Source organism: Phycisphaerales bacterium, assembly GCA_016699835.1.
Classification (GTDB): domain Bacteria; phylum Planctomycetota; class Phycisphaerae; order Phycisphaerales; family UBA1924.
This window is the reverse complement of the sequence record CP064987.1, coordinates 766,292-791,629: the sequence shown is the minus strand read 5'-3', so window position 1 is coordinate 791,629 and position 25,338 is coordinate 766,292. Positions and strand designations below refer to the sequence as shown.

Sequence of the window (25,338 nt, the reverse complement as noted above, 5' to 3'; positions counted from 1 at the left end):
TCGCCGGATCGCCCCGGTTCGGACCGGGCGTTCGGCGAACAACCGACCCGAGGCCTACCGAAGCCGCTGCGCCTGATCCTCACGCCGAAGGTCCATCTGCCGGTGATAGATCTCGCAGATGGCCTCATCGAACGCCACGTCGTCGGGCTCGGCCAGGCCTCCCGTTCCGTTGTCGGTGGCGCTCGATGCCTTCTTGGGGTTCAGGGCCACCCCATTTCGCGTCGCCTCCTCGCGCTCCTCGGCCGTGAAGCTGTACGTTGCGATGACCTCCACCAGGCGTTCCCGGACCGCCGTCCGCACCTTCGCCAATCTCCTCGAGACCGTCGGCTCGGAGATGCCCAGCCCTTTGGCCACGTCTTTTCCGGGCTGGCCTTCCAGGACGCGCATGCGGTAGATCGAGAAGTCCATGAAGTCCGTGGCCTTCTCCACCATCCGCAGCGCCGCCTCGACCTTGGCCCGGAAGACGGCGGCCTCATAGGCCTCGTCCGCGGGGACCATCTTGGACGAACTCATCCACGACTCGTCGAACTCGGCGTTCTTCTGAGAGCCGCCGCGTTTGAGGGCGCTCCGCTTGTCGAGTTCATCGCCCAGCACGTGCTTCGCAATCGCCAGGAGCCAGGTGGAAAACCGGGCGCCGCGCGTCGGGTCGTATCGATCGATCGACTCGCTGAGGGCGGCCAGAGTTTCCTGCGAGAGGTCCCGCACGGTCTCGGCCCCGATGCGTCCCTTGCCCCATTTCATGAGTTGCGCGCGCACCACGGGTCCGAAGGTTTCCCACAACTCGAACCACGCCGCCTGGTCATTGGCGCGGAGTCTCCCGATGAAGTTGGTCGTGAGGGAACTGAGCATGCGTGCCTACAGCATAACACGCCCCGCCGGTTCCGTGCCGCGCCTTCCTGGCGATCACACCCGCCGTCGACACATCCCCGCGATGATCGGACCTGGAAATATCGCCGAAGCGCGAAATCCGCGCCCGCCGTTCCCCAATCACCCACTCCGAGCGACCTTGGAGGCATTGCCGGCGTGTGACCGACGCCTTGAGGCCGCTTCGGCACAGGCTCCAAGCCACGCCGTGGGGCAGGGAACCGCCCACCCCAAGGACGCGTTCCACGACGGCTCGCCGATCGTTCATTCGTTTCAGGAGGCACAGGTCATGGCATTCGGAAAGACACTCGTTCGGTACACCATCATCGCGGGCCTCGTCGGCGGGACGGGCCTTCTCATCGCCGGGCCCGAGCGCGTCGGCGCCCTGGTCACCCAGACCCGCCAGCACATCAACGCCGGGATCGACAAGCACATCGAGGACCCGGTCGCGCTCCGCGCCCAACTCAAGAGCCTCGAGGGCCAGTACCCGCAGCGCATCGCCGAGGTTCAGGGCGACCTCGCCGAACTCGACGCCCAGGTCGCGCAACTCAACCGCGAACTCGAGGTCAGTTCCCGCGTCGTCGAACTCTCTCGCAACGACGCCGAGCAGATGCAGGACCTGATCGCCCGCGCCGAGGAGGCCAAGGCCGGCTCCACGGGCAACCAGATCGTCCGCGTGGTCTTCAACAACGAGCCGGTCGATCTCAATGGCGCGTACACCAAGGCCAACAAGATCCGCCAGGTCCACAACACCTACGCGGCCCGCGCCGAGGACATCCAGCGTGATTTGGGCTACCTCACCCAGCAGCGGTCGCGGCTCTCGGCCCTTGCCGACCAACTCCAGGCCGAGCACGCCGAGTTCCAGACCCAGATGTGGCAACTGGATCGCCAGGTGGATTCCATCGCCCGCAACGATCGCATGATCGCGATGATGGAGAAGCGCGAGGCGACGCTCACCAATCAGAGCCGCTACTCCGCGAGCAGCCTCGACCAGGTGAACACTCGACTCGCCGACATCCGCGCCCGCCAGGAGTCACGCCTTGAGGCGCTCTCTTCGGCCACGACAACCACCAACTATGAGGACCGCGCGAAGTTCGAGATCGACGCCAAGCGCACCTACGAGACCGGCAAGGTCGAGGGCTTCAAGGCCATCGCTCCCAAGGCCACCATCATCGATATCACGCCTAGCACCCCCGCGGCCCCAGCGCCCGTGATGAAGCCGATCGTCCAGAACGATCGCTGAACCAAGCATCGATTCGACTCGATCGACGCATGACCCAAAGCCCCTCGAAACGAGGGGTTTTTCGTGCGCGAACGGTATTACGCCCCGCCGCTGCTCTGGCGAACCACCAGGCTCGAGGGCAGCACGATCTTTTCTGCCGGGCGCTTGCCGTCCTCGATTCGGGATACCAGCAGTCGGATCGCCGCCGCCCCGACCTCCGCGAGTGGCACGCGCACCGTCGAGAGCGTCGGGCGAACCAGGGACGCCAACCGCGTGTCGTCGAAGCCCACGATCCGAGTGTCTCCCGGCACGCTCAGCCCCAGGTCCATCACCGCTTGCAAGACGCCCAGCGCGATCTCGTCGTTGCCGGCCAGCACGCCGCACCCGGTGAGACCCTCGCGTCCGCGTGTTCGTGCCCACTCGCGCCCCCACTCGACGCTGTACTCGCCGAATCGGACCTGCTCGTCGCGCACGGCGATCCCGGTCGAGGCCAGGCGCGAGCGGAAGACCTCCGCGCGACGCCGCGTGTCGAAGTTCTCCTTCGGCCCGCCGATGAAGTAGAGCCGGCGTCCCGCCACGGCATCGAGCAGATGCGTCACCGCCTCGGCCGTACCGGGCGTGTTGTCCACGAGCACGCAGTCCGTCGTCGGTCCGCACGAGGCATCATCCATCAGCACGATCGGGATCGAGAGCGAACTGGCCTCGCGTGCCAGCGTCTCGTTCGGCTCGGTGATCATGAGCGCCAGCCCATCGACCAGCCCGAAGGCGAGATTCCGCCGCGGGCTCTCGCTGGCGTTGCGAAGATGTTCCGAACTCACGAGCAGGTGATAGTCAAGTCGCCGCGCTTCGGCGTCGGCGCCACGCAACAACTCCGAGTAGAACTCGCCATGGATATCCGGGAGGGCGATGCCCAGCACACGGCTCGCCCGGGTGATGAGACCCTGCGCGAACGGATTGGGCACATAGCCAAGCCGCCGGATCGCGTTCTGAACACGCTCGGTCGTCTCCGCCGCGACAAGTGAAGGGTTGTTGATGACGCGGCTGACGGTCGCGATGGAGACACCGGCATCCGCCGCCACGTCCTCGATCGAGACGCTGCTCCTGCCGTTCGCCGTGCTTCTCCCTCTCCGGATCACGCCACCATGGTACCAACAACCGGCGAACAGGTGGCAACAATCCGACGTGAGGTGTCCATACAGATTGTGTTGCGGGAATCGAACCAGCCACTATACTGCCAGACTGTAAACGTTTTCGGTCGTTGGGGAGACGTTCATGCTCAAGTCAACCATTTTCGTCGCCGCTTCGGGACTCATGCCATGTCTCGCGGCCTCGTGCGCCACGATGAATCCCGACGTTGCGCCCTCGGTGGAGCGCGTGGTCATCGAGGCCGACCCGGGCACGCCGCGACCGCCCTTTGTCTTTTCCAAGGAGGATCAGCAGTTCCTCGATGAGATCCAGTACTCCTGCTTCAAGTACTTCTGGGATGCCATGACGCCTCTAGGTGCGAATCCCTCGGGCATGGTCCCCGACCGATCGAGCATCACGACGGTGAGCGTCGCCGGTGTCGGCTTCCAACTCTCGGCGATCTGCATCGGTGTCGAACGCAAGTGGGTCACTCGCGACGAGGCCCAGGAGCGTGTGCTCAAGATCCTCAGGACCCTCGACGCGCCACAGGACAACAAGAAGGCCGGGCTGTTCTTCCACTTCATCGACGGCACGACCGGCGGGCAGCCCGAGAAGACCTGGGAGCATGTCGTCAGCACCATCGACTCGGCCCTCCTCTTCGCGGGCGTGCTCACCGCGTCTGAGTATTTCGGGGGCGAGGTCAAGGAGATCGGCGATCGCCTCTTCACCGACGCGGACTGGTCGTTCTTTGTTTCGACGTCCAAGGCCAACCCGACCGATTACGGCTTCGTCAGCCTCGGCTGGAAGCCCAACGACGTCAGCGATCCCACGGGAGCGGGAAATGTCCTAAAATACTGCTGGGTTGACGCCGGCGACGAGCACCGCCTCGTCACGTTCCTCGGCGTGTGCGCGCCGACCGAGTCCCACCGAGTGCCGCTCGACAGTTACTACCGCCTCCGGCGAAAACTCGGCGACGATGGGCAAGGCCCGATGGTCTACTTCCCATGGTCCGGTGCGCTCTTCACCGACTTCTTCGCCCACTGCTGGATGGACTATGCCGGCATGGGCCCCGACGATCCTCTCACTAACGGCGTGCGTCGCCGATCGCGCGTGGACTGGTGGGAGAATGCGCGCCGTCATGCCGCGATGCACCGACGCAAGGCGATCGAGAATCCACTCCAGGTGCCCACCCTCGCCGAGCACGCGTGGGGACTCACCGCGTCCGACTATCACAAGGGTTACCAGGTCCCCGGTCTCTATCCGACTCCGATCGACATGCCCGGCGCGCGCGAGGGCGTCGATTACCCGGAAGAACCGGGGCACGACAACTACGGCGACGGCACGATCGCCCCATACGGCGCCGGATCCACGATCATGTTCGACCCAAAGCCCGCGATCGCGGCGCTCCGGTACTACCGCTCGCTGCGCGCGCCGGATGGATCAACGCTCGTCTGGAAGGATCCCGCGACCGGCGGCTATGGCTTCCGCGACGCGTTCAATCTCGGCAAGGTCGGCGAGGCGGCGTGGGTCGGGCCTGACTATCTGGCGATCGATCAGGGGCCACTCATGCTGGCGATTGAGAATGCCCGGACTGGGTTTGTTTGGAAGTTGTTCCACTCTCACCCGTTCGTACAGGCGGGGATGTCCCGTCTTGGACTCGAGTTTCCGATGGGTTCTCGGTATTAGTCGGATCGTGAATATTTGCCCGGATTGCCATCTTGAAACTCACAAAATTCGTTCATGAAAACGATCTCATTTGGGCTTGACAGGATCTGCACGTTCGTGGATGATGAAAGCGTTGTCATGCAGGGTCCCGCGTGCTCGTTCAGGCGTCGGCTGCCCTCACTGTGAGAGACAGACACGAGACAAGACCTTGTTCGAGCGCCCGAAGGCGCACATTCAGAGGAGGAGAAGGCATCATGGGAACTCGTTTTGCGTTGGCTGCCGTGGCCACCTTCGCCGGTTCGGCGATGGCGATTGATATCAATAGCGTCAATAGCGTCCAGGTCGTGAACCGCGTGTTCAACGACTTCCCCACCAGCACTTTGACCAACGTCGCGAACTTCCCGGCGGAAGTCTCGTGGCACGAAGAGTTCCCCGCGGGCACTGTGGGCAACTTCGCCAACAAGCACCTCGCGTACCTCTCTAACGACGGCGGCGCCTCGGCGTATCAGCACTACCCCGGGCAGGGCTTCACCCTCGGATTCGATGCCCGCATTGCCGCCCCCGGCGTCGCGCCCCGTAAGGAAGGCGTCCTCCAGATCGAGAACCCGCGTCCGGGCCTCGGCTTCACCGATGAAGGTCACGTCCTCATCGGCAGCGAGGGTGAGATCGCGATCTTCGGCGGCGTGATGCCCTTCTTCTCCTGCCGCGTCCCCGGCAGCGCCGGCATCGGCGCGGTCGGCGTCGATGGCAGCGACTGGTACGCCCCCGGCGAGAACGCCCGAATCACGTTCCGCTACTACGCCCCCGGCGAGGTTGACGCGGTCCTTGGCGGCTATGAACTCACCTACCAGGGCGTCAACGGTTTCCGTTCCTCGGGCGTGAAGCTCTGGGGCAACGCTGAGCCGGATGGCACCGTTGGTTTCAACTTCGGCACCAAGATCGCCTTCCAGATCCAGAACCAGCGCAACCCGGTCATTAACGACATGTCCGACGCGCAGTACACCAACATCACGCTCGTCCCGGCTCCCGGGGCGCTCGCGCTGATCGGGCTTGGCGGCCTGGCCGCGGCTCGTCGTCGCCGCTAATCGCGACCTCGGTATGGCTCGTGCATAAGTTGCGCCCGTCTCGGATCTCCGGGGCGGGCGTTTTTTTCTTGTCGGTGTCGGGTGCAACCACGGTTGACACCCGAGCGAAAATGTGGGAGGATGTGTAAGCGTTTACACATCGGTTCTTCAAGCCTATCTTGAATGGGCCGTAGTCGGTAGTTTCGGGGGGACGCGTCGCGGGCGGTCGAAGATTCGCTCCGAGATGCCGTGATGGAAAGAGGATGCATGCTCGGCAACACCTATGGGCAGTTCGACGCGTCGGGACGGTCGTTCGTCATCACGAACAGCAAGACGCCGATGCCCTGGACCAATGTGATCTGCAACGGGCGCTACGGGCTCATCGTCAGCCAGAACGGCGGCGGGTTCTCGTGGTTCGATGACGCGCAGCACAACGTGCTCACGCGCTGGGAGATGGACCTGGTGCGCGACACCCACGGGAAGTTCCTCTTCCTGAGCGATCTCGACTCGGGCAAGGTGTGGACGGCGGCGCCCGCGCCGTGCTTTGTCCACTACGACTCGTACTCGTGCACGCACACGCTGGGTAGGACGACCTTTCAGACGCAGCACGACGGGATCCGCGTGCGGTGGACGCTGGGCGTGGCCGAGAGTGATGCGGTCGAGGTGTGGGCGGTCGAGATCGAGAACGTCTCGTCGCGGAAGCGCCGCCTTCGCGTCGCGTCGTACTTCGAGTGGACGTGCGGCGTGGCGCCCGACGCGAAGCGTGAGTTCCATCGGCTCTTCTTCACGACGACGCACGACGCGTCCCGGCACGAGATCCTCGCGACCAAGAACATGTGGGACATCCCGCCCAAGTCGGAGCGGGAGCACTGGAATGTTCCGTGGCCTTATGTCGCCGGGCATCGTGTCTGCGGATTCCCCTTCGAGAAGGAACTGGCGATCGCGGACAAGTCGCGGTTTCTGGGGCGATACATGCCGATCTCGCGTCCCGCGGCGATGGTGGGGGAGATCCCCACGAACGGCGGGTTTGGTCGCTTTGGTGACGCGTGCGCGGCCCTTGGCGGCGACCTGACGCTCGAGGCGGGGGCGACGGTGAAGGGCGCGTTCCTCATCGGGATTGCGCGCGAGAAGGATGAACTGCTCTCGGCGCTCGATCGGCACGCGTCGTTCACGCAGGCCGATGTGGCGGTGCGTCAGGCCGAGCAGGGGTGGACGCGTCGGCTCTCGCCGACGTCGATCCAGACGCAGCGTGCGGACTTTGACTTGCTCAACAATCACTGGCTGCCGTATCAGGCGATCAGCGGGCGGCTGTGGGGTCGCACGGGGTACTACCAGCAGTCGGGGGCGTTCGGGTTCCGCGACCAGTTGCAGGACTCGCAGGTGTGGCTGCCCTTGGAGCCGGCGCAGACGGTGAAGCAGATCGTGCTCCATGCGGGGCGCCAGTTTGAGGATGGGAGCGTCAACCACTGGTGGCACGCGCTCGCCGACTTTGGCAATCACACGGCGTGCAGCGATGACTACCTGTGGCTCGCGTTCGTCACCGCGTCGTACATCAAGGAGACGGGCGATCTCGACATTCTGAATCGGCGTGCGCCCTTCCGCGATGTCGCGGGCGAGCGGTCGCTTTTCGATCACTGCACGCGGTCGATCGCGCGGGCGCTGTCGCGCCTCTCGCCGCGAGGATTGCCGCATATTGGCTCGTGCGACTGGAACGACGGGCTCTCGGCGATGGGTGTGGACGAGAAGGGCGAGAGCGTGTGGCTGGGGATGTTCCTCGCCTCGATCCTCGCGGATTTCTCGCACATCCATGAGATGCTCGACGACGCCGAGAAGGCCGCAGAGTATCGCGAGCGTCGCGCGGCGATGGTCAAGGCGATCAACGACCACGCGTGGGACGGCTCGTGGTATCGCTATGGCACGAAGGACAGCGGCGAGTGGGTCGGCGCGAGTTCGTGCAAGGAAGGGCAGATCCACCTGAACGCGCAGACGTGGGCCATTCTTACGGGCGTGGCGCCGAGTGATCGGGCCGATGCCGCGTGGGCGAGCGTGCGTGAGAAGTTGCTGTCGGCGTATGGCCCGCTGCTGCTTGCGCCCGCGTACACGACGCCGCAACTCGATCTTGGGTATGTGACGCGGTACAGCCCCGGAAGCCGGGAGAACGGCGGGGTGTACATGCACGCGGCGACGTGGGCGCTGATGGCAGCGTGTGCGCGAGGCGATCGCGAGGCGGTGGCGAGCATCTGGGACTCGATCTCGCCGCCGGTGCGTGGCGTGGATGCGGACGCGTATTGGGCCGAGCCGTACGTCACGCCGGGGAACGTCGATGGGCCGCTCTCGGACAAGCCTGGGCGGGCCGGGTGGACGTGGTACACGGGTTCTGCGGCGTGGTTGAACCGCGTGAGCATGGAATGGATGCTGGGTCTGCGTCCGGAGTGGGCGGGGTTGCGGATCAGGCCCTGCGTGCCGGCGTCGTTCGGCGAGGTTCGGGTGCAAAGGACGTGGCGTGGGCGCGCGATTCGCGTGGCGTTCCAGGCCGCGGAGTGCAACCCGCTGGTCGAGCCGCGCGTTGAACTGAATGGGAAGGTGCTCGAGGGGGGCGTGCTGTCGGCGAAGGATCTGTCGTCGGCGAAGGGAGATCTTGAGATCCGCGTGACGTGGCCCGGGAAGGATTTCGGGCACGGGCAGGCGGAAGTGAAACGGACCGTCGCGCCGTTGGGCGCGGGAAGGAACGTGCCATGAAGTCGAATCGTGTTCCGGTGATGATACGTGGCGTGCGTCGGGCGTTCACGCTGATTGAGTTGCTGGTGGTGATCGCGATCATCGCGCTGTTGATTAGTCTGCTGCTGCCTTCGCTGGCGAATGCGCGAAGATCGGCGCAGACGGTGATCTGCCAGAGCGGGATGCGTCAACTCACCCTCGGTTTGCAGTACTACATCGACGAGCAGAAGGAAGGCCGGGCGATCTACCCGTTGCTGTACAACGTTGATGCCGCGGGGAATCCGATCGCCACGAATGTTCGGATGCAGGTGAACATGGTGGACATCCTGCAGCCGTATCTGGGAGACGCCGGACAGGCACCGTTCATTTGTCCTTCGGCGAAGGGTCTCACGAGCGTGAAGGACCCGAGCAACATCGCGTACCTGCTCTCGGGTGGTCGTGTCTTCACTCGCCCGTTCCCGCCCACGACTGGCGGACAGGTCGACAAGTACACCGAGTACTGGTTCAACGACTCGCTCGCGGGGACGTACCAGGGCCGACCCGTCGGCGTCTCGGGGCAGCGGATCACGGCGATTCGACACCTCGACTGGACGGTCTTCGTGACCGACGCGCTCGACGAGTTCCCCCGGCACGTGGGGCGGGCGCGAGGATCGGCCTCGAACACGCCCTCGGGCTCGGGAAAGAACAACTTTTCGTTCGGCGACTTCAGCATTCGTCTGATTGATATTCGCGAGTACCGCTATCAGGAAGATCCGTACGGCGCTCCGGGATCGTTCTATAACTGGGGACACTTCTATCCCAACGGTGGGTGAGTGTCGGGCAGAGTCGGGTTGCCGGTTGTAGGATCAGCCACACGCGGAGGAACTGTCGATGGGGTTGCGTGAGACACTTCAGAACAAGCCCTGGATCGGATACGCGATCGCGGGTGTCCTGCTCGTGGTCAGTGTGGTACTGGCTGTCCGGAGTTTCAAGGACTCCGATCCCTATAGCCCCTCGAACACGACCGAGATCGTGACGATCCGGTACACGGACACGAACGAGGAGGTCAGCATGCCGCGGGGTCGGTTCGAGAAGATGCTCGCCGAGACCGTCGGGCGGATCGATCCGTCGAAGGGGATCATTAATCCCAAGACGAATCAGCCCACGGGATTCCTCGTCAGCAAGAGCGAGTGGGAAGAGACGGTCAAGCGGATGAATGCCGAGAAAGAGGCCGCTGCGGCGGCCCGTGGGAAGACGCTCCCGCCGCTGCCGAGCAGCGCACCGTCCTCGCCATCGAATGCGTCGTCGGCTCCGCCCGCACCCAAGCCCGAATAATGGCCTGGTGCAATCGCTGACAAAGCACTTGCTCCAGACCCTTGGGCCGGCGAGAATCCCGCGTGAGCGAGCGCTCTTCTGATTCATCGTCCGGGTCGTCGCCGAGGAGGCGTGGTGTCACGCTGACGCGTCGGGCGGCGCTGGGCGCGATCGCTGCGGCGGGCGCGGGGTTCGTGGCCTTTGGCCCGAAAGGGGTCAGAGAGCGCCACGACGGTCGGATCGTCCTCGATTACTGGGAAAAGTGGACTGGGCACGAGGGCAAGGCGATGCAGACGGTCGTGGACCGTTTCAATGCGTCGCAGAACCGCATCTTCGTTCGATACTTGGTCACGGCGGGGATCAACCAGAAGGCATTGGTCGCGATCGCCGGCGGTCGGCCGCCGGATGTGATCGGGTTGTGGAACTACGACGTGCCGCTCTTTGCCGAGAGCGAGGGGATCCTGCCGCTCGATGAACTCGGCGAGCCCTTCGGCGTGCGGATCGAGAACTACGCGAAGGGGTTCCAGCCCATCATGCAGCACCCGGACCACACGGGGCGCGTGCGGATGTGGGCGACGATCAACACGGGCGGCACGCTGGGCCTGTACTACAACCGCGCGCGATTCAAGGAGGCGGGGCTTGATCCCGATCGTCCGCCGCGGACGTTTGCGGAGATGGACGAGTTCCACGCGAGACTGACGAAGGTGGGCAAGGACGGCACGATCGAGCGGGTCGGGTTTCTGCCGACGGAGCCTGGGTGGTGGTCGTGGTTCTGGCCATACCACCGCGGGCAGACGATCTATGACCAGGCGTCGGACACGGCGACGATCGGCGCCCCAGAGGCGGTCGCGGCGTATGAGTGGGCGGCGTCGTACTCGAAGTCCCTGGGCGTGGGTCCGGCGGAGAAGTTCAAGAGCGGCTTTGCGAACTCGTACGACTCGCCGATGAACGCGTTCCTGACGGGGCAGGTCGCGATGGTGGTGCAGGGGCCGTGGCTGGCGAACGTGATCAACGCGTACAGGCCCGATCTGGATTACGGCGTGGGGACGTTTCCCGTCGCCGAGGATCTTGTGGACGATTCGCGGCCGATCGGGCTGGTCGATTCTGATATCCTCGTCATTCCGCGCGGCGTGCAACACCCCGAGGCGAGCATGGAGTTCGTCGCCTACACCCAGCGTCAGGACAACGTCGAGTACATGGCGACGCAGCACATGAAGAACTCGCCCATGGTCTCCCCGAGCGAGGAGTTCGTGCGGAACCATCCGAATCGTGGGATCCGCACGCACAACGCGATCGCTCAGAGTTCGCGCGCGTACCTCGCGCCGCGCACTCGGATCTGGCCCGAACTCAAGGACATCCTCGACACGACCTTCCAGCAGATCTGGAAGCACGAGTTGGTCGCGGAGGAGGCGTTGCCCAGCGTGCAGTCTCGGCTCCAGTTCCTGTTGGATGGTGCGGAAGAGCGCCGTCGACGCCGCGGCTACAGCATGCGGGGCGGTACGGCATGAAGGGCGGCAAGGTGGAGAACCTCGCCGGGTGGCTGTGGGTCTCGCCCTGGGTGATCGGGTTCCTCGCGTTTCTGTTCCTGCCGATCGCGGCGAGCCTGCTGTACTCGTTCAGCGACTTTCCGCTCCTTGAGAACCGCCTGTGGGTCGGCCTTGACAACTACATTGCGATGGCGAGCGACGCGAAGTACTGGAGTGTGCTGGGGCGGACGCTGGTCTATGCGGCGGTCTCGATCCCCGTGACGACGATCGTGGCGCTGGTGATCGCCGCGATGCTGAACTCGAAGGTGCGCGGGGCGGGGTTCTTCCAGACGGCGGTGTACTTGCCCACGCTCGTGCCGATGGCGGCGTCGGGGATGATCTGGTTGTGGATCTTCAACGGTGATCGCGGGCTGATGAACGCCGTCGTCGGCGGGTCGTTGGACTGGGTTGGGAAACTGGTCGGCGCGGACCTGCACCCGGCGTGGCTGACGCCGACGTGGCTGGCGAGCAAGGGAACGGCGATGGCGGTTCTCGTCGTCGTGAGTTTGTGGGGCGTGGGGCAGATGGTCGTGGTGTACATCGCCGCGATGCGCGAGGTTCCCGAGCAGTTGTACGAGGCGGCGGCGATCGACGGCATGGGGCCCACGCGACGATTCCTGAGCATCACGATTCCCATGATCTCGCCGGCGATCCTGTTCAACGTCATCACGCTCTCGATCGCGGCGCTCCAGATCTTCGCGATTCCCTACATCTTCATGAAGGCGACGCCCGGCGGCGACCCGAGTTCGTTCCAGTTCTACACCACGTCGATGTACGACAACGCGTTCACGTATGACAAGATGGGCCTCGCAAGCGCGATGGCCTGGGTCCAGTTGATCTTCACGCTCATCCTCACAGGCGTCATGATCTCGGCGAGCAAGAGGATGGTCCACTATCGGGCCGCGTGACGCGGCAAGGAGCGACTTTGGCGGGAACGCGACGAGCGAGCAGCGGGATGGGGGGCGGGGGCGCGGCGATGGGCGGGCCGTGGTCGCGCGCGTTCGTCTTCGCGTCGCTTGTGGTGATCGCGCTGCTGTATCTCACGCCGATCCTCTGGATGGTCGTCACGTCGATGAAGACGCCGGCGCAGGCGGCCGAGGGCGGCGCGAGCCTGCTCCCCGCAGTGACGCCGGCGGATCCGCACGCGATCGCCAGCATGCCGGGTCAGACGGTCGAGAACTATCGGCAGGTCTGGAACGACCCGAGCGTGACGTTCCCGCTGTACCTGCGCAACACCATCATCATCGCGCTCCTGAGCGTCACGGGAATGGTGATCTCGAGCGCGATCGCGGCGTATGGCTTCGCACGGATCCGCTGGCGTGGGCGCGGCGTGGTCTTTGCGGTGATGCTCGCGACGATGATGATCCCCTTCCCGGTCATCATGGGCCCGATGTACATCATGTTCTCGAAGATGGGGTGGATCGGGACGCTCAAGCCGCTGTGGGTGCCGGCGTGGTTCGGCAACGCGTTCAATATTTTTCTCTTGCGGCAGTTCTACATGGGGATCCCGCGAGAACTCGATGAGGCCGCGAGGATCGACGGGTGCTCGCACTGGGGAACGTTCACGAGGATCATCCTGCCGCTCTCGCTCCCGGCGTTGGCGGTGGTGGCGCTCTTCCACTTCAGTTATGTGTGGAACGATTTCCTCGGGCCGCTCGTGTTCCTGACGCATCGCGACCAGTACACGCTGGCGCTGGGGTTGCAGTTGTACCAGAGCAAGGCGGGGAACACGCCCTGGAACCTCCTGATGGCGGCGAGCACGATGGTGGTGGCGCCGCTCATGCTGCTATTCATCCTGGCCAGGCGGGCGTTTGTGGAGGGGATCTCGACGGGTGCGGTGAAGGAGTGACCGTTGGGCGACGGCTCGACGGCACTCGTCTTGCCTTCCTGGGTGTCAACCTGGGTGGTCTTGCCGGAGTTCGGTACGAGGCTTCTAGTCCGAGAGTTTCTAGTGAAAATTGTGTGTGAAGGGCTTGACAGAACCCCCAAGTTTCGGCGACAATGTAAACGTTTTCCGTGGGATGATGGAAGGGCGGGAGTGCCGCCGATTCCAGAGACGCACCTCATCGCCGGGTGATCCGGCGTGGGAGATCAGGACCATGATGAAGCGAGCCTTGTGTGTGGCGGCGTTGGCGGGATTGGCGTGCACAACGGCCTTCGGGCAGACGGCGTGCCCGGACATGAACCCGCTGCTTGGGAACGCGAACTGCCTGACGAATCCCGGCTTTGAGCAGGGGTTCGATCCGTTTGCCTTGAATCAACCGGTCGGCTGGTGGACCTCGGGCCCGCAGGCGAAACTGCGTGAGGTGGGCGACTCGATCTCGCCCCCGGTGGCGGCCGTGGGCACGCCGAATGCGATCACGCCGGACACGGGTGATTGGATGGTCGCGCTCACGACCGACGGCTTTGGCGGCTTCGTCGGGATCAGCACCGACAAGATCAACTTCTTCGATCCGAACCTGGGGTACTACGACCCGGTCTACGACTACTCGGGCGGCGACGTGGTGATCACCGGGCGGTACATGATTCCCACGAACGATCCGGTCAGCGGCGACTTCTCGTGCATCAAGGTGAACATCAAGGTGCAGAACCAGGACGTGGCGACGTTCGAGAACTTCTCGGGCGCTCCCGCGCAGATGCCCGGGGCCGCCGAGGGCGTGATGTACCCCGCGGGGATCAGCGGCACGACCAACGGGGTGTGGCAGACGTTCACGCTGAACATCCCGCGTGAGGCGATCGTGAATCAGTACGAGTGCAACCGCGGGATCCAGCCCGACTGCGGCTGCAACTGCGTCCCCGCGTCGCCGCTCCCCAGCCACATCAAGATCACGCCCAGCCGATACGTCGGCGACAGCACGATCACGACCGGGACGATCTACTGGGACAACTTCACGTACACCGAGTTGCCGGTGAGCACGCCGGGCTGCGTCGCCGACGTGGACGACGGCACGGGCACGGGCACGCCCGACGGCGGCGTGACGATCGACGACCTGCTCTATTACCTGGGCATCTTCAACGCGGGCTCGGTGTCCGCGGATGTCGACGACGGCAGCGGGACGGGGACGCCCGACGGCGGCGTGACGATCGACGACCTGCTCTACTACCTCATCCGCTTCAACGCGGGCTGCTGATCACGGATCAAAGGATTGGGGCGTGGCACGCGCCCCAAGGACATGCTCCCTCACGCCGGGCCGAGGCACCACGAGATCGGCCCGGCGTTGTCGTTTTGAGTGGCGATCGCCGGCGTGTGGTCGTGGCGACGGCCGGGTTGTGGCTTTGGCGCGCTGTGCTATGACGAGACCGGCGATTTCCAGATCGGGACGCGTTCCTTCAGCCCGTCGAGCATCTCGGCCATCGCTCTGAGCCCCTCGGCCCGGTGTCGGGAGCGGACCTCGATGAGGATTGACGCCTCGCCGACGGCGACGCGGCCCGTGCTGTGGATGATTCGGACACTCTGGAGGCCGTGCCTTTCGATCGCGGCGGCGGCGATGGCGTGGAGTTCCCGCTGGGCCATCGGCTCGTAGGCCTCATAGTGGAGGGCGGCGATTGGCACCTGGGTCTCGCCCTCGGTCCCGCGGACGGTGCCGACAAAGGTGAGGATGGCGCCGGTCTCGTTGCGGGTCGTGCTCTGTGTGCCCGTGGTGCTCGTCGTGCCCGTGGTGCTTGTGGTGGTCTGTGCGGTCTCGCTCGTGGCGTCGACATTGGGCGTGAGTGTCACCGGACCCTCGACGATCCGGATCTCGATCGGCGATAGGGGGGGCGATGGTGGGGGCGAGGGGGGCGGGGGGCGAAGATGTGGGATGCGGCGTCGGCACGGAAGGAGCGTACACGCGAGCGCCCACGTGATGGAGGCAAGGGCTCATCGCGGCCACCGTTTCGCGTGCACCCGGCGGCCTCATACACATGTTCATTGCCGCCGGGAGTGTCGATCGTGCCGTTTGGGAGGGTGATTCAGTGAAAGTGGAAGAATCCGGAAAAATTGTCTGGGAGGGGAATGGGGATCAAAGGAGCACGGAGCCCGACCGTGAGGGAGGGCCCGGGGGGTGGAGGGTGGGGGTGTGAAGAGGGCAATCCTTGCGCGGTGAGCGCTATCACCTGCTCACCTGCCACCTGCTCGCCGTCGACGTTCGGTCTCTACTCGCATACTCGCCGACATGTTTGGTCGCTGTGTGCCCAATGTCCGTCCTTTGAATGGAATGAACGTCGCATAACCCCAACTTTTGTTCCGCCACAGACCAAAGTTGGAGCGCCGCAGACCAAAGTCGGAGCGCCACAGACCAAAGTCGGAGCGCCACAGACCAAAGTTGGAGCGCCGCAGACCAAAGTTGGAGCGCCGCAGACCAAAGTTGGAGCGCCGCAGACCAAAGTTGGAGCGCCGCAGACCAAAGTCGGAGCGCCACAGACCAAAGTTGGAGCGCCGCAGACCAAAGTTGGAGCGCCACAGACCAATGTCGGAGCGCCACAGACCAAAGTCGGAGCGCCGAGTGTCGGGGGACCGGTCCGCCGTTCTCAAGACCACTCGCGACACGAATGAACGCTCGGCCCGAGGCGACGGCTCAGAGCAGCCCTCGTCAAAGGGGCACCCGGCCACTCCCTCCTCGCCTTCCTCAAACGCCCTTCACCGCCGGTTGTGAGCCTCTTGCATCAGTCGTCCCAAAGCGGACGACTGATGGCACCCAAGGCAGAATCAAACCACGCCACCCGCCATTTGGGGAATCACCGACGACGCTGATCAATCTACCGCCGGCGGCGTCTCGTGGTGGCGAGGATTCCGCCAAGAGTCAATGAAACCGCCGCGCCGGGGGCGGGGATGGTGACGACGAATCCGGCGGAGCCCGACTCGATCCATCCCGCAAAGTGCCGTCCGTCGCCGGAGACCATGAGATCGCGGATCCGTGCTGTCGCGGGGAAGTTAAGGCCAAAGGAGCGGAAGTAGTCGTTGGCACGCACCGCGCCCGTGGACTCGGTCCAGACCCAGGCCCCGAGGCCATCGGGTGTGCCGAGCAAACCCACGAGCACGCTGGCGTCGTACGACGCGTCGCTCGGGAAGACTCCTGTGAACGGTTGGCCGTCCGTCCAGAATGTAGAAACACCATCCACAATGATGCGGGCGTTGGCAAAGATGGTGTGCCCATCGCCGCTAATCGTGGTGGCGACACCTGTCGTCATCACTTGCCCGTTCTCGTCGAGGAGGGGCACGAGCGTGTTCTGCTGCGTGTCCCAGGCGAAGGGAGCATCGGGAAAGTTTGTGTTCGGCGCCATCCGTCCGACGATGTACCGTCCGTCATCGCTCATGCCGTTCACGAACGAGTAGGTGGTCCCCAGGAGCGGCGAGGGCGGGAGTTGCGCGATGTTGTCCTGCAGCGTCCAGCGATACACCGAGTTGGCCTCGGCCGTCGAGCCATTGGGGAGCGGGTTGTATCGCAGCGCCGCCGATGATCCGTCGTAACTCAGCCGCTGCACACTCCCCATTTTCAGTTCGCCCTGGATCATCGGGCTCGGGAGGAGGCGGCGTGTGCCGTCGGGATAGAGCAGCGACGGACCGGCCGAGCCAGGAGAGCCATCGCCAGGCCAGTAGCCGCCCACGACGAGGCCGTCGCCCGAGATGTGACCTCGATCGCTCCCACTGATGCCGAGGATCGTCGTCTGCGTTGCGCCCGAGGAGGGATCGAATCTCTCGATCGATCGAACAAGGCTCGGCAGGTTGCCGATGGAGCCGCTCCCGCCGATGACGATGCCCGAGTGCGAGATGTCGGTCGGGAAGAAATACGTCTCGCCCGTTAGAGGCGGGATGTATTGCCACGAGGACGACTGGGCGAAGGCCGGACCCGCGACCCCGGCCGCCATACCGACCACGCCCCAGACGACCGCCTTCGTCGCCGCACTCGTCGCCACAGTCTGTGCCCGAGTTCGCATCGTGCCGCCTCCAGACCCCGTCAGGTTGGACCCCGTCACATTGGGGAATCTGCACCATGTTTCTGATTTGTCAAGGAAAGTGGTCAGAATTCTGGAGATTCAGGGAATCGACCGGGCCTGTGACTCGCCAGACGACCATGGCAGCATCCCTATCCGCTCCTCACCGGGCCAGAAGGGGGTCGTCGGGTCGGTGTAATCGGACTCTTCCGTGTCGGCAATGGCATCCATGTGGGGCCATCCGCTGAGGACGACTCTGGGGTAGAAGGCCTCCTGGGCAAGGGCCGGGGCCGCCAGCCCCGCGAGCGCGATGAGGGACCAACGCAACGATGACCTCTGAACGGATCTCGGGCGCATACGCACACTCCTTTGTGGTTCTGGCTCCGGACAACACCGTGAGCCTGGGGGGCATTTGGGGAATCACCGACGACGCTGATCAATCTACCGCCGGCGGCGTCTCGTGGTGGCGAGGATTCCGCCAAGAGTCAATGAAACCGCCGCGCCGGGGGCGGGGATGGTGACGACGAATCCGGCGGAGCCCGACTCGATCCATCCCGCAAAGTGCCGTCCGTCGCCGGAGACCATGAGATCGCGGATCCGTGCTGTCGCGGGGAAGTTAAGGCCAAAGGAGCGGAAGTAGTCGTTGGCACGCACCGCGCCCGTGGACTCGGTCCAGACCCAGGCCCCGAGGCCATCGGGTGTGCCGAGCAAACCCACGAGCACGCTGGCGTCGTACGACGCGTCGCTCGGGAAGACTCCTGTGAACGGTTGGCCGTCCGTCCAGAATGTAGAAACACCATCCACAATGATGCGGGCGTTGGCAAAGATGGTGTGCCCATCGCCGCTAATCGTGGTGGCGACACCTGTCGTCATCACTTGCCCGTTCTCGTCGAGGAGGGGCACGAGCGTGTTCTGCTGCGTGTCCCAGGCGAAGGGAGCATCGGGAAAGTTTGTGTTCGGCGCCATCCGTCCGACGATGTACCGTCCGTCATCGCTCATGCCGTTCACGAACGAGTAGGTGGTCCCCAGGAGCGGCGAGGGCGGGAGTTGCGCGATGTTGTCCTGCAGCGTCCAGCGATAGACCGCGCTTCCCTGGGCCGTGGGGTTGTTGGGAAACGGGTGGTAGGTCAACGCCGCCGAGGTGCCGTCGTGGTTGAGGGATTGGAAGACGACGTTCGTCGTCAGTCCCTGCACGATGGGTCGCGGGATGATGTGGAACGAGCCGTCGGGGTACCACACCGTGGGCCCGCCGGGATCGCCCGCTCCGCTGCTAAGCCGTCGACCGGCGACCGCCGATCCATCGCCGGAGATGAGCAGACCCGGTGAGACATTCGAGGGATAGAACGTGTACTGTGTCCCTCCTACGCCGGGGACATAGCGACCGGCGAGCGCCCCGATCGGGTTCCCGATATTGAGGTAGCTCGACCCGACGACGATCCCCTGATCCGAGATGTCGCTGGGCTTGAAGAAGTCGAACCCGGCCTGAGGGGGGATGATCTCGAAGGAAGGCGTCTGGGCGAGGGCCGGGCCACAGAGCACGGCCAGTCCGCCCAATCCCCCAGCCGCTGCCCAAACCCTGGTGGACGACTTCGCCCGGTTCGCCGACAGGCCCGTCCGATTTCGATGACCGCTTCGCATCTGGCCGCCTCCGATCGCCCCACTATGGAGAATGTGCACCAGGTTTTCCAGAATGCCAACCAAAGTGGAGAGATTTTCTTGGGAATCTGCGTCTGCCTGGGGACTTCCCCAGGGGAAACAGGCGTTGGACGGGCGGCGAGGGACAGGCCCGTCGTTCGCACGACCGCCCGCTCCACGATGCATCGTTCCGCCCGAGGCGATGGCTTAAAGCAGCCGTCGCCAAAGGGCCCCCCCCCCGGCAGGCCGCACGCCCTTCTTAGTGATGGTCCATCGAGAGGACGCAGAATGACAACGCCCCGCCAGCGAGTGGCGGGGCGTGAGACGATCATGGAGATCCGGCAGCGTGTCGAGTGTTGAGGGCGATCAGTTCGAGTGGCCCTCGGCCTTGTCGTCCTTCTCGTCCTTTGCGGGGGCCGTTGGAACCTTCTCGCCCATGTCCTTGAGGAGGGCGTCGATCTTGTCGGTGATGCCGGGGTTGGAGGGGTGCATGCCGGCGTGGCGGACGGTCCCGCTGGCGTCGATGATCGCCATGCTGGGGATGCCGCGGACGCCGAACTGCGGGTTGAAGCAGGACTCCTCGCTGACGGCGACGAGCCAGGTCATGTCCATCGCCTTGGTCCAGGGGGCGAGGGCGTCGATCTCATCCTGGGCGGTGATATCACGCTTTCCTTCGAGGGTCTTCTCACCGGTGAAGTTCTTGGGATACGAGACGCGGCCCTGCAGGCTTGTGACGCCCAGGACGACGACGGGGCTGTCCTTGTAGCGTTCCACCATCTCGCGGAGGTGGGGGAATGAGGCGATGCACGGCCCGCACCAGGTAGCCCAGAAGTCGACGACGACGATCTTGCCGCGGAGGTCGCCGAAGGAGTGGAGCGTCTTGCCCTGGTTGTTCCAGGTGAAGGTGATGGGCGGGGCGGCGTGGTCCAGGAGTTCGCCCTTGGCCCAGGCTCCGTCGAAGAACTGGACCTGGCGGGCGAGGAACTTGCGTTCCGCCTCGGGACGGGTCTCGTCGTCCTTGGCCTTGTTGAGCGTGGCGACCGCGGCTTGGCGGATGCGGGTGCGCTCGGCGGCGGGGACCTTGGCGTCGTCATCGAGGACGGCCTCGGCGAGTGTCGTCAGCGCGCGGTAGTTCTTGGGATCCCAGTCGTTCTTGACGAGGCCCGTGAGCGTAGAGAAGACGCCCTTCTCGGCGAGGACGCTCTTGTCGGAGAAGTTGGCGGCATCGACGAAGACCTGTCCACCCTGGCCGGCGGCGAGCGCGGCGGAGAGGCCCGGGTGCTTCGCGGCGGTGGTGATGGCCTCGGCCATGGAGGCGAGGTAGGCGTCGCGCGACTCGCCACGACCTGGGCGTTTGATGAGGCGCGGGGCGAGGCTCGCGGCGATAGCGCCATCGGCGGTCGGCTCGGCGGCGAGTTGCACGACGCGCTCGCGGAACTTCTGGGCCATGTCCTCGGCGCCCGAGTTCGCGAAGGCGAGTTTCTCGAGTTGAACGCCGCTCGCCTCGGAGAGGTCGATGCCTTCAAGGGCGCGGGCGACGACGTCGCTGGTCTTCTCGCCGCGCTCGGCCGCGCGGAAGACTTTGACGGCGTTCTCGACCTGGTCGTCGGTCGGAGGGGCGGCCAAAAGTGGCGAGGTCAGCGCCAGCCCGACGGCACAGGCCGCAAGGGCGAGGCGAAGCGGACGGCGGAACGGCGACGACGGACGAGCGTTCATGGATGGATCTCCTTTGGGGAAACTATATCGGCGTGCTCGAATGGCTGGGCCGAGAGTGATGGAGGACACGCCCGCGCGGCTCCGTGAAGCGGATCCGGTGCTGTTCGTGTTTCACTCGCATGGGGCACTCTGGGCGATACGATCGATCCGACGGCGACCCATTCCAAGTTGGCGACACACACCTATGAGCGTCCATTGGCCCATCGTGAAGTCTCTGCTCTCCTCGCCCGGGCGGGTGGCGATCGTGGACGATCGCGGTGAGCACTCGGCGGGGAAGGTCCTGGGCGGGGCGTTGCACATCGCGGCGCTCATCGAGAGCACGAGCGGGTCGCCAACAGGCGGTGGGAATCCGGGCGAGCCGCGGGCCCCGGTCGGCGTGCTGATGCCCACGGGCGCCGGGTTCGCGATGGCGGCCCTCGCGTCGTGGATCCTCGGGCGAACCGTCGTGCCGCTGAACTATCTCCTCAAGCCCGAGGAGTTGCAGTATGTCATCGACGACTGCGGCACGGAGGTCGTGCTGACGGTCGGGGCGATGCTGGACTTCATGAAGTTCACGCCGAGGGTTGCGAATCTCGTGCGTCTGGACGAGCAGAAGTTCGAGGGCGTGCCCGAGGCGCGCTGGCCGGCGATGGTGGACGATGACGACCTCGCACTTCTGTTGTACACATCCGGAACCAGCGGGAAGCCCAAGGGCGTGATGCTCACGCACGGGAACATCGTCGCCAACGTCCGCCAGATCGTGGAATGGGTCGGAATCAAGCATGGCGACGACCATGTCTTTCTCGGCGTGCTGCCGCAGTTCCACACGTTCGGGCTGACCGCGCTGACGATCCTGCCCCTCTCGCTGGGGTTCAAGGTGGTGTACCTCGCGCGGTTCATGCCCGGGAAGATCGTGAAGGCGCTACGGGAGCATCGCCCCACGCTGCTGATCGCGATCCCATCGATGTACGCGGCACTCGCCAACGCCAAGGACGCCACGCCCGAGGACTGGGCCTCTCTGCGGTTTGTGGTCTCGGGTGGCGAGCCGCTCCCGCAGAGTGTCTTCGAACGGCTGCGCGATCGGTTCGGCGTGACGCTCAACGAGGGGTATGGGTTGACGGAAACGGCCCCGGTCTCGAACTGGTGCAGGCCCCAGGATTTCAAGCGCGGGAGCGTGGGGATGGCGCTGCCGGGCGTGACGGAACGGATCGTCGATGTGAACACCGGGAAGCCGCTGGGCCCCAACGAGGACGGCGAGGTGCAGATCATGGGTCCGAACGTGATGCGGGGGTATTACAAACTCCCGACGGAATCGGCGGGCGCCTTCACGAGCGATGGGTTCTTCCGCACGGGGGACATCGGACGATTCGATCTCGACGGGCACCTGTACATCACCGGGCGCCTCAAGGAGATGATGATCGTTGGCGGCGAGAACGTCTTCCCTCGCGAGATCGAGGAGGTCCTCAACAGGCACGCCTCGGTCGCCGCGTCGGGCGTGATCGGTGTGCACGATCCCGTGCGGGGCGAGTTGCCCGTCGCCTTTGTCGAGATCCGCGAGGGGGGCGAGTTCGACGAGCGTGAGTTGCAATCGTGGTGCCGCCAGTCGCTCGCGGGGTACAAGGTGCCCGACCGAGTCATCAGACTCGATGAACTCCCCAAGAACCCGACGGGGAAGATCATGCGGCGGGAACTCAAGAACCGTCCGGAACTCAAGGACGGGGCGTCGGCATAGCGACGAATGCCCATGCGCGGGGGATGCACGCAGGACGAATCGAGATTCGGCGTCCTACCTTCTGCGTGCGTGTCGAGCCAGGAGCCAACATCGGAGACATCGTCCGGGGAGACGCCGGCGAGTGGCGCGTCCGCGCCGACCGGTCGGAATCGGCGAGCGGCGGCCATCTTTATCTTTGTGACGATCCTGCTGGACGCTCTCGGCATCGGGCTGATTATCCCCGTGGCCCCGCGGCTTGTGGAAGCGCTCCTGCCCGAGAAGGATCTCGCGTTCATCGCCGAGGCCGCGATGCTCCAGGACGACGTGAAGTCGCGGGTCGAGGCGGCCGCGCCTGGCTCGGGCGCGAACTCCAAGCCATCGTCCGAGCCTGCCACGGCCGCCGCGTCCGAGACTTCGAACGAGCGAGATCCCAAGGCGATCTCGCGTGAGTCCAGGGCCGCGCCGTATGTCGGGCTTCTCGGCGCGTCGTATGCGGCAATGCAGTTGATCTTTGGGCCGTTGCTCGGGACGTTGTCGGATCGGTTCGGTCGCCGGCCGGTGATCCTGCTCTCGCTGGCCGGCTCGGCGATCGATTTCTTCGTCCAGGCGCTCTCGCCTTCGCTGTGGTTCCTGTTCATCGCGCGGACGCTCAATGGGATCTCGGGGGCCAACATCACCGTGGCCAACGCCTATATCGCCGATGTCACGCCGATTGAGAAGCGCCCGGCGGCGTTTGGGATGATCGGGGCGGCGTTCGGCCTGGGATTCGTGATCGGGCCGGTCGCGGGCGGCTTACTGGGCGATATCAGCATCCGTCTTCCGTTTGTCGTCGCGGGCATCGTCACGCTCGCGAGCGTGGTCTATGGCGTCTTCGTGCTCCCCGAGTCGCTGGCGACCGAGCATCGCGCCAAACACCCGCTCACGTTCTCGCGGCTCAACCCCTTTGGGGCGATCCGGAATCTGCGTGACTTTCCCGGCGTGCGACGGATCGCCTTGGTCTCGCTGCTGCTCAACCTCGCACAGTTCGGGCTGCACGCGACGTGGGTGCTCTACACCAAGTTCCGGTATGGCTGGAGCACGACGCAGGTGGGGCTGTCGCTCTTTGTCGTCGGGATCGGGGCCGTGGTGGTGCAGGGTGGGCTCGCCCGGAAGATCATCCCGGCCCTTGGCGAGCGGCGGAGTCTGCTCCTGGGCGTCGCGATCGCCAGCCTCGCGTACTTGTGCTATGGCCTCGCGCCGCAAGGATGGATGATCTACATCCTCGTGGCGATCGCGTCGATCGGGGCGGTCTCGCAACCGGCCTCGCAGGCGCTCATCACCCGGCAGGTTGGGCCGCGCGAACAAGGACGCGTGCAGGGCGCGTTTGTCAGCGTCATCGGACTGGCCTCGGTCTTTGGTCCGATCCTGGGCGGGCTGGTTTTTGCGCACTTCACGACCCCGGGACGTAATGTCATGGTCCCCGGTGCGCCGTTCTTCGTTGGGTCGGCGTTGTCGGTCGTGGGATTCATCGTCGCGTTGACGATTCCGAAGATCGACGGCACAACGGGCCGCGTGAATACGACCGCGTGACCGGGGGTTCTTGCATCGCCAAAGCTCGAATAGATATAACCCGCGTCGTGCGAGGCGGAAGGCATAGGAGCCATGTGTTTATGCCGCAGGACTTGTCGGCTACGGCGTCCGGTGATTCCGCCCGCGACGCCGAGGAGTGGGCCTCATGTCCCCACTTCGTTGGGGCTCATCACAGTGAAGAACGTTCGAGAGAAGCAGGTTGCCGAAACTACAAGGATTACGTCAGGGGCAAGTTGTGTATTGATCAGGAATTCCCTGTCTCCCCCGACCGACTACCACCGGATAGATAGATCGGTAAATTTTAGGTATTCGCCCGCCAAGAGATCCTTTGCCAATCGATCCATAGCGATCCGTTCGTATTTAGTACGTAACTCACGGATGATGTCCTCAGTTGAAGGGGCGGCCGCTGGAGCGGGGTTGGTTCCCTCGAAGAGGGCAAATCCCACGGTCGAGTCGAGGATGAAAAGAGGTGTCAGATCGCCCGGGTTCAGGCCTTGGAGAAGATTGCGGAGCACGGCAGGGACGGCAGGGTCTTCGAGGGCGAAGGGCTCGAGTTGCCCGGCGTTGGTGGCCGAGGCGTCGGTGGAGTAGGCGGCGGCGAGTTCGGCAAAGCGAGTTGCGCGTTCCTCGGTGGGCGTGGATTCGAGACGGCGACGGAGGTCACTCGCCTGCTCACGGGTCCGGGTGATGATGACGCGCGCACGGACACGTGGGGAGGCCCGGAGCGATTGTTCTCGCTCGATTTCCGCGGGAGTGATGTCGATCTCGGGGGCGACGAGGGCGCGGAGGGCGGCGTTTCGGAGGAGGAGCGCGCGGTAGCGTGCGGGGCCGAGGCCTCTCTCGCGCCGGATCTGGAGGATGAGGCGCTGGGCCTCGTCGGCGTCGGTGCGGGCGCCCCTCGCGACGTTCTGGAGGAGTTCCTGCTCCTCGCGGTCGAGGTCCTGGTCGTGGATAGTGAGTGATTTGGCCTTGAGTTCACGGGCGAGGGCGCGATCGAGGGCGACTTCTTCGGCGATGGCCCGGCCCTGGGCTTCGAGGAGTTGGGTCTGGATATCGGCGAGGGTGATGACGCCGCCGCTTGACGTGGTGGCGAGTGGGGTCTTGCTGGAAGTGACCGAAGGCTGGATTCGCGGGCCTTGAGCGTTGAGTGTCGATTCGGGTTGTGTGCCGCGGATGGCTTCGTGTGCTGTTCCGGGAATAGGGCGCTGGGTTGCACACGAGGCGAGCAAGAGAAGCGAGCACAAAGCCGCGAGGGAAAGAAGGAGTCGAGATCGAGGCAGACTGAGGTTCTGGATCGGAAAGTGGTTCATGTCTGGATTGGGGTTGCGGTGTCGGAAA

General features: G+C 64.7%; 20 protein-coding genes. 12 read left to right on the top strand and 8 right to left on the bottom strand.

The window, feature by feature from the left end:
* Positions 1–54: 54 nt before the first annotated feature.
* Positions 55–849: a sigma-70 family RNA polymerase sigma factor gene (locus IPK69_03315; GenBank protein QQS09664.1), complete on the bottom strand. Its 795-nt coding sequence runs from the start codon at positions 847–849 to the stop codon at positions 55–57.
* A gap of 304 nt (positions 850–1,153) precedes the next feature.
* On the opposite strand from IPK69_03315, the gene IPK69_03310 reads away from it, so the two are divergent.
* Entirely contained in the window at positions 1,154–2,107 is a 954-nt protein-coding gene (locus IPK69_03310) for a hypothetical protein (GenBank protein ID QQS09663.1), read from the top strand.
* Between the two features lie 77 nt (positions 2,108–2,184).
* Here the strand turns inward: IPK69_03310 and IPK69_03305 are convergent, their stop codons facing one another.
* The gene (locus tag IPK69_03305; GenBank protein QQS09662.1) at positions 2,185–3,222 is read right to left on the bottom strand and encodes a LacI family DNA-binding transcriptional regulator; all 1,038 of its coding nucleotides are present in this window, start codon (positions 3,220–3,222) and stop codon (positions 2,185–2,187) included.
* Positions 3,223–3,358: 136 nt separating this feature from the next.
* Between IPK69_03305 and IPK69_03300 the strand changes: the two genes are divergently transcribed.
* From IPK69_03300 to IPK69_03260, 9 genes are all read left to right on the top strand, one after another.
* On the top strand, positions 3,359–4,897 hold the full coding sequence (locus tag IPK69_03300) for a hypothetical protein (GenBank protein QQS09661.1): 1,539 nt from the start codon (positions 3,359–3,361) through the stop codon (positions 4,895–4,897).
* 233 nt (positions 4,898–5,130) lie between these two features.
* Positions 5,131–5,961: a PEP-CTERM sorting domain-containing protein gene (locus tag IPK69_03295; protein ID QQS09660.1), complete on the top strand. Its 831-nt coding sequence runs from the start codon at positions 5,131–5,133 to the stop codon at positions 5,959–5,961.
* A 246-nt stretch (positions 5,962–6,207) separates the two neighbouring features.
* Positions 6,208–8,679 (top strand): glycosyl transferase family 36, encoded by a 2,472-nt coding sequence (locus IPK69_03290; protein ID QQS09659.1) that lies wholly within the window; start codon positions 6,208–6,210, stop codon positions 8,677–8,679.
* Positions 8,676–9,470 carry a prepilin-type N-terminal cleavage/methylation domain-containing protein gene (locus IPK69_03285; protein QQS09658.1) on the top strand — a complete coding sequence of 265 codons (795 nt, stop codon included), beginning with the start codon at positions 8,676–8,678 and terminating at the stop codon, positions 9,468–9,470. Before IPK69_03290 ends, IPK69_03285 begins: the two co-directional genes overlap by 4 nt.
* A gap of 58 nt (positions 9,471–9,528) precedes the next feature.
* Complete coding sequence (locus tag IPK69_03280; protein QQS09657.1) at positions 9,529–9,972, top strand: hypothetical protein; 444 nt, start codon at positions 9,529–9,531, stop codon at positions 9,970–9,972.
* 62 nt (positions 9,973–10,034) lie between these two features.
* Complete coding sequence (locus tag IPK69_03275; GenBank protein QQS09656.1) at positions 10,035–11,459, top strand: extracellular solute-binding protein; 1,425 nt, start codon at positions 10,035–10,037, stop codon at positions 11,457–11,459.
* The gene (locus IPK69_03270) at positions 11,456–12,385 is read left to right on the top strand and encodes a sugar ABC transporter permease (GenBank protein ID QQS09655.1); all 930 of its coding nucleotides are present in this window, start codon (positions 11,456–11,458) and stop codon (positions 12,383–12,385) included. Before IPK69_03275 ends, IPK69_03270 begins: the two co-directional genes overlap by 4 nt.
* Positions 12,386–12,453: 68 nt before the next feature.
* Positions 12,454–13,326: a carbohydrate ABC transporter permease gene (locus IPK69_03265; GenBank protein QQS10407.1), complete on the top strand. Its 873-nt coding sequence runs from the start codon at positions 12,454–12,456 to the stop codon at positions 13,324–13,326.
* Positions 13,327–13,576: 250 nt separating this feature from the next.
* Entirely contained in the window at positions 13,577–14,608 is a 1,032-nt protein-coding gene (locus IPK69_03260) for a hypothetical protein (GenBank protein QQS09654.1), read from the top strand.
* 158 nt (positions 14,609–14,766) lie between these two features.
* On the opposite strand, the gene IPK69_03255 is transcribed toward IPK69_03260, so the two are convergent.
* From IPK69_03255 to IPK69_03235, 5 genes are all read right to left on the bottom strand, one after another.
* Positions 14,767–15,195: a molybdenum cofactor biosynthesis protein MoaE gene (locus tag IPK69_03255; GenBank protein QQS09653.1), complete on the bottom strand. Its 429-nt coding sequence runs from the start codon at positions 15,193–15,195 to the stop codon at positions 14,767–14,769.
* Between the two features lie 1,019 nt (positions 15,196–16,214).
* Positions 16,215–17,393 carry a hypothetical protein gene (locus tag IPK69_03250; protein QQS09652.1) on the bottom strand — a complete coding sequence of 393 codons (1,179 nt, stop codon included), beginning with the start codon at positions 17,391–17,393 and terminating at the stop codon, positions 16,215–16,217.
* 99 nt (positions 17,394–17,492) lie between these two features.
* Positions 17,493–17,717 carry a hypothetical protein gene (locus tag IPK69_03245; protein ID QQS09651.1) on the bottom strand — a complete coding sequence of 75 codons (225 nt, stop codon included), beginning with the start codon at positions 17,715–17,717 and terminating at the stop codon, positions 17,493–17,495.
* 114 nt (positions 17,718–17,831) lie between these two features.
* The gene (locus tag IPK69_03240; GenBank protein ID QQS09650.1) at positions 17,832–19,028 is read right to left on the bottom strand and encodes a hypothetical protein; all 1,197 of its coding nucleotides are present in this window, start codon (positions 19,026–19,028) and stop codon (positions 17,832–17,834) included.
* A 363-nt stretch (positions 19,029–19,391) separates the two neighbouring features.
* The gene (locus IPK69_03235; GenBank protein ID QQS09649.1) at positions 19,392–20,741 is read right to left on the bottom strand and encodes a TlpA family protein disulfide reductase; all 1,350 of its coding nucleotides are present in this window, start codon (positions 20,739–20,741) and stop codon (positions 19,392–19,394) included.
* A gap of 184 nt (positions 20,742–20,925) precedes the next feature.
* Here IPK69_03235 and IPK69_03230 point away from each other — a divergent pair, with 184 nt between their 5' ends.
* The gene (locus IPK69_03230) at positions 20,926–22,452 is read left to right on the top strand and encodes an AMP-binding protein (GenBank protein ID QQS09648.1); all 1,527 of its coding nucleotides are present in this window, start codon (positions 20,926–20,928) and stop codon (positions 22,450–22,452) included.
* Between the two features lie 69 nt (positions 22,453–22,521).
* Positions 22,522–24,000 (top strand): TCR/Tet family MFS transporter, encoded by a 1,479-nt coding sequence (locus tag IPK69_03225; protein QQS09647.1) that lies wholly within the window; start codon positions 22,522–22,524, stop codon positions 23,998–24,000.
* A 272-nt stretch (positions 24,001–24,272) separates the two neighbouring features.
* Here IPK69_03225 and IPK69_03220 read toward each other — a convergent pair whose 3' ends face one another.
* Positions 24,273–25,310 carry a peptidylprolyl isomerase gene (locus tag IPK69_03220; protein ID QQS09646.1) on the bottom strand — a complete coding sequence of 346 codons (1,038 nt, stop codon included), beginning with the start codon at positions 25,308–25,310 and terminating at the stop codon, positions 24,273–24,275.
* Between the last annotated feature and the right edge of the window lie 28 nt (positions 25,311–25,338).

Bases quoted from the DNA above. Each gene is read 5' to 3' on its own strand.
- IPK69_03310 (QQS09663.1), top strand. From the start codon at position 1,154: ATGGCATTCGGAAAGACACTCGTTCGGTACACCATCATCGCGGGCCTC.
- IPK69_03240 (QQS09650.1), bottom strand. From the start codon at position 19,028: ATGCGAAGCGGTCATCGAAATCGGACGGGCCTGTCGGCGAACCGGGCG.
- IPK69_03285 (QQS09658.1), top strand. From the start codon at position 8,676: ATGAAGTCGAATCGTGTTCCGGTGATGATACGTGGCGTGCGTCGGGCG.
- IPK69_03290 (QQS09659.1), top strand. From the start codon at position 6,208: ATGCTCGGCAACACCTATGGGCAGTTCGACGCGTCGGGACGGTCGTTC.
- IPK69_03230 (QQS09648.1), top strand. From the start codon at position 20,926: ATGAGCGTCCATTGGCCCATCGTGAAGTCTCTGCTCTCCTCGCCCGGG.
- IPK69_03270 (QQS09655.1), top strand. From the start codon at position 11,456: ATGAAGGGCGGCAAGGTGGAGAACCTCGCCGGGTGGCTGTGGGTCTCG.
- IPK69_03295 (QQS09660.1), top strand. From the start codon at position 5,131: ATGGGAACTCGTTTTGCGTTGGCTGCCGTGGCCACCTTCGCCGGTTCG.
- IPK69_03315 (QQS09664.1), bottom strand. From the start codon at position 849: ATGCTCAGTTCCCTCACGACCAACTTCATCGGGAGACTCCGCGCCAAT.
- IPK69_03235 (QQS09649.1), bottom strand. From the start codon at position 20,741: ATGAACGCTCGTCCGTCGTCGCCGTTCCGCCGTCCGCTTCGCCTCGCC.
- IPK69_03300 (QQS09661.1), top strand. From the start codon at position 3,359: ATGCTCAAGTCAACCATTTTCGTCGCCGCTTCGGGACTCATGCCATGT.
- IPK69_03250 (QQS09652.1), bottom strand. From the start codon at position 17,393: ATGCGAACTCGGGCACAGACTGTGGCGACGAGTGCGGCGACGAAGGCG.
- IPK69_03260 (QQS09654.1), top strand. From the start codon at position 13,577: ATGATGAAGCGAGCCTTGTGTGTGGCGGCGTTGGCGGGATTGGCGTGC.
- IPK69_03220 (QQS09646.1), bottom strand. From the start codon at position 25,310: ATGAACCACTTTCCGATCCAGAACCTCAGTCTGCCTCGATCTCGACTC.
- IPK69_03265 (QQS10407.1), top strand. From the start codon at position 12,454: ATGGGCGGGCCGTGGTCGCGCGCGTTCGTCTTCGCGTCGCTTGTGGTG.
- IPK69_03280 (QQS09657.1), top strand. From the start codon at position 9,529: ATGGGGTTGCGTGAGACACTTCAGAACAAGCCCTGGATCGGATACGCG.